This is a genomic window from Sphingomonas arvum (assembly GCF_026013565.1).
Taxonomy (GTDB): Bacteria; Pseudomonadota; Alphaproteobacteria; order Sphingomonadales; family Sphingomonadaceae; genus Sphingomicrobium; species Sphingomicrobium arvum.
The window spans coordinates 1,514,661-1,518,520 of record NZ_JAPDOB010000001.1; the positions used below are offsets into that span (position 1 = coordinate 1,514,661).

The 3,860-nt window shown below is 58.5% G+C and carries 3 protein-coding genes, 1 tRNA gene and 1 pseudogene; 3 read left to right on the plus strand and 2 right to left on the minus strand.

What is annotated here, in order from left to right:
- The 3 genes and pseudogenes from OMW55_RS07390 to OMW55_RS07400 form a co-directional block, all read left to right on the plus strand.
- The coding region (locus OMW55_RS07390) for a VCBS domain-containing protein (protein ID WP_264881945.1) at positions 1–1,162 on the plus strand (1,162 nt) is incomplete at its 5' end.
- Positions 1,163–2,089: 927 nt separating this feature from the next.
- Positions 2,090–2,407, plus strand: a pseudogene (locus OMW55_RS13960) (recombinase family protein); the annotation flags it as partial.
- Positions 2,408–2,547: 140 nt separating this feature from the next.
- Positions 2,548–3,174 carry a recombinase family protein gene (locus OMW55_RS07400; RefSeq protein ID WP_264881948.1) on the plus strand — a complete coding sequence of 209 codons (627 nt, stop codon included), beginning with the start codon at positions 2,548–2,550 and terminating at the stop codon, positions 3,172–3,174.
- Here the strand turns inward: OMW55_RS07400 and OMW55_RS07405 are convergent.
- Both OMW55_RS07405 and OMW55_RS07410 read right to left on the minus strand, forming a co-directional pair.
- Entirely contained in the window at positions 3,171–3,623 is a 453-nt protein-coding gene (locus OMW55_RS07405) for a hypothetical protein (protein ID WP_264881950.1), read from the minus strand. The genes OMW55_RS07400 and OMW55_RS07405 overlap by 4 nt on opposite strands.
- 118 nt (positions 3,624–3,741) lie before the next feature.
- A tRNA-Met gene (locus OMW55_RS07410) sits at positions 3,742–3,818 on the minus strand.
- Positions 3,819–3,860 lie beyond the last annotated feature (42 nt).

The window sequence follows — 3,860 nt, forward strand, 5'->3', positions numbered from 1 at the left end:
GGCCGCCAACGGAAGCTACACCTACTCGGTTGCGAACAGCGCCACCCAGTACCTGCAGGCGAACGAGACCAAGATCGATACGTTCACCGTCACGGCGCTGGATGGTACAACCAAGCAGGTCAGTTTCACCATCAATGGCGCAAACGAGGTGAATAGTGCCGTAAACGACAAGCTGGTGGTGTCGACAAACACGATCGCCACGTTCTCGACCAGCGTCCTGACTGGCAACGACCTACAGCAACTCGCGGTAGTGGCCATGGCAATCAGCGGATCCAGTTCCAATGGCGCACTGGCTTTCGACAAGCTTTCCCAGACCTTTACTTACTCTTCGACGAGCGGCACTGGCGCTGCCGTTGATACGCTGACGTACACGTTGAGCGATGGCTCGACCGGTACGGTCAGCTTGGACGTTGTGAATGCTAACCCAGGTTTCGATCTGAAGGCTTATGTCGCCGGAGGTTCCTACCAAGGAGCGTACCTCGACGCCGCCGGTGGCAACGACACGGTGAATGGTGCCAGCGCATCGGATACGCTCATCGGTGGTGACGGCAACGATACTCTCGTCGGTGACACTGGCAGCGATATCCTCCGAGGAGGAGCAGGCAATGACACGCTCGACGGTCAAGGCGCTAACGGCGATTTCGACCTGATTGACTTCTCTGATGGCAACGCAGGCCTGAACTTCACTCTAGTACAGAGTGCGTCGAACACGACCTTCGTAAGCGGTGCGGCGGTCGGCCTGGGTACCGACACGTACCGCAACATGGAAGGCGTGATCGGCACCAACTTCGCGGACATCCTTAATGGCTCCAGCAGTGCTGACATCCTCAAGGGTGGCGGCGGTAACGACACCATCAACGGCAATGATGGTGATGACTTCATCTATGGCGGTGCCGGTGATGACAACCTCAACGGAGGTCTTGGCAAGGACACGTTCGTTTATGAAGGCTCGGGCCTCGGCACCGATACTATCACCGGCTTCATTTCCGGCACGGACAAGATCGATCTCAAGATTTATGGAATAAGCTTTGCAGACGTGCAAAGCACCTCTGCAAACAACGTTCTGACCCTCGCCATCGACACGGACCACAATGGTACGAGCGACCTCATAATCAAGCTGAATGCGACGTCAGCGGTTAGTGCCTCAGACTTCATCTTCTAGTTAGAACTGCAACCTGGGCCTCCAGAGAGCGTGGAGGCTCAGGTTGTTCAGCCGGTTAGACCTCCCAGCTAAGGATCGGACCTGCTTAGAAACGGAAACTCAACAGCCCAGTTGAACGAAGTTCTGCTTACGGGTGCCGGCCGAACCATTCAGAACGACCGGGATGGGCGCTTAGCAGACGCGATCACCCACTCTGTTGAGCCCCGGCATCCCCGCCCGTCCTCGCATTCCCGCATGGAAGGGCGACGTCATAAAGTCTTGCGAGACGACTTTGCGGCGGCAGAGATGTCCTGCGTGGCGCTGCAGGTCAGAGCAGCTTGCGCGTAGCTCACTCATTTAGTTGTAGACAGCAGCCCGAGCCGTACTTAATTTGTTCCCACTGCCCCGGGTAGGACCCTGCGGCCCTCGCCCTCGGCATTAGGAACAGGATGGCTGCGTGCTCAGGCGCAGCCCTCGCAGATCATCAGGGGCGCACCCTCCGCTATCTTTTCGACCTTGGCGCGGTTGGACCAGGACCCCGAGCCTCCCCTCCTGGGGATTATGTCGATGCTGACGCCATCGACAGTGCGGCTGAAGGTCCGAGAGCGTGCGTCACGAGAAGATATTTTCCCCGATTGACGATGAAGACTTCGCGTCAGGCGCCAGCTCACCGCCTCCAATATTGGGTGTCGAGGCGCCGGACTCGTGCATTCTCCCAACTGATTTCGTTACGCCTTGGCCAACGGTGGACTTTAACACGGCCGCTCAGTGGCAGTCTCCTCGGCGATCAGGCTCTGAGCTCAACAGCTTGTTGGAAGACCTGCTGGAGGAGGTGGTGTCGTTGCTCGTTCGCGGACTGCTGACGGCGCAGATAACAGTCGCGAAGCCCGGATCGGACCGATGATAAAAAAGCCAAGAGCTATCGGCTACGGCCGGTTAAGCGACGAGATGCAGAACCCCACTTCGACCGAGGATCAGGGTCGCAACATCGCCGCATACGCTAGCGAGAAAGGCATGGACCTGATCGCCTACTTCTCTGACGATGGTATCAGCGGAGCTACGATGGCGCGGCCCGGTCTCCAAGCTATGATCCAGTTGGTCGATGCCGGTGAGGTCGATGTCGTGATCATCGAAGATGTCGACCGGCTTAGCCGGGATGGCGAGCATCAGAACTTTCTCGAAAAGCTCTACAACAGGCGGGACGTCGTCCTCCATACGCTCGTCGGAGGCGGTCCGATTGACGATCTGCTTTTGGGCCTAAAAGGCATCATGAGCGAAGCCCATCGCAAGAAGATCGCTTACTGGTCTCGGCGCGGCCTAGTCGCAAGGCCGAGCGTGGCGGTTTCACCAGTGGCCGCACCCTCGGGTATGAGCGCGCCGTCACTTCAACGCTACCGAATGGCACGGTGGAAGACAGGATCGTTATCGATCCTGAGGGGGCGGACCTCGTCCGCACAATCTTCCAAATGTACGCCGATGGCTCTTCGCTTAAACAGATCTGCGCTAACCTCGACGGGTTGGGTATTCACCCGCCCGGCGCCGCGATGAAGCGGAAGAAGACGAGCATCGGCTGGAACCCCTCAACGCTGTCCGGCAACCTCGAACGAGGTGAGGGCATCCTCAACAACCGGCTGTACATCGGCGAGCGCATCTTCAACCGCCGTCGTTATGTTGAGGAGCCGGACGGCAAAGGCGGCATCAAACGCCGCCCCAGGGACAACGACCCGAGTCTCTGGAAAATAACTATGATGCCGGAGCTGCGGATCATCTCGGACGATCTTTGGTCTCGCGTCAAAGACCGGCAGGCCCTCGAGCGCACCCGGCGAGATCACAATTTCGGGCTGAACAAGAACCCGCTAGCTGGCGCCAAACGACAGACTTACCTTTTTCGGAGCTGGTCATGTGTGGCGGCTGCGGCGCTTAGTATGTCGCTTCTGGCGGAGGCCGCTGGCGTTGTCGGGTCAACCTTCGAAAGGGTGCCTGCCTCAACAAGCGCTCGATCACCACGGTTGAGCTTGAACGGCGGGTCCTAGGCGGTTTGAAACCCAAGCTTCTCACCCCGGACTTGATCGCTCGCTTTGCTCGGATGCTGCAGAAGGAGATCGCTCAAGCAAACTCGGAACTGGAGCATGGCAGAACCAATGCCGAGCACAAACTCAAGGAGCTTGAGGCTCGCATCCGCAAGTTCGTTCGCCAGATCGAGGATGATGACGATGTCCCGAAGGCGATAGTGCAGCGCCTGAAGGAACTGGAGATTGAGGAAGAGCGCCTGCGCAAGGAGCTCGAAGCCACTCCGATCGCTGAGGTGATCAAGCTCCCAGCAAACTACGCCAAGATCTACGAGAACGCAGTAGCAAAGATTGAGCACCACCTGTCCGGGGATGGCGCAATGCGAGCGCGCGAGACGATCCGCTCGGTGATCGAGAAAGTCGTCATCCAGCCTTCTTCCAGTCGCCAAGGGCCGCTCGAGCTTGAGTTGCACGGAGACCTGTTCCGGATGATCGATTTTGCTCAGACGGCCTCTCAGCCCTCAGGCAAGGCCAAGCAAGCTACAAACGGCAACGGTCCCCAGCTGGTGACTGGGAGCCGTATGACACTGTTGGTTGCGGGGGCAGGATTTGAACCTGCGACCTTCAGGTTATGAGCCTGACGAGCTACCGGGCTGCTCCACCCCGCGCCAACATGTCGGACGCGAACGCGCGCCCTTGAGACGAGAACG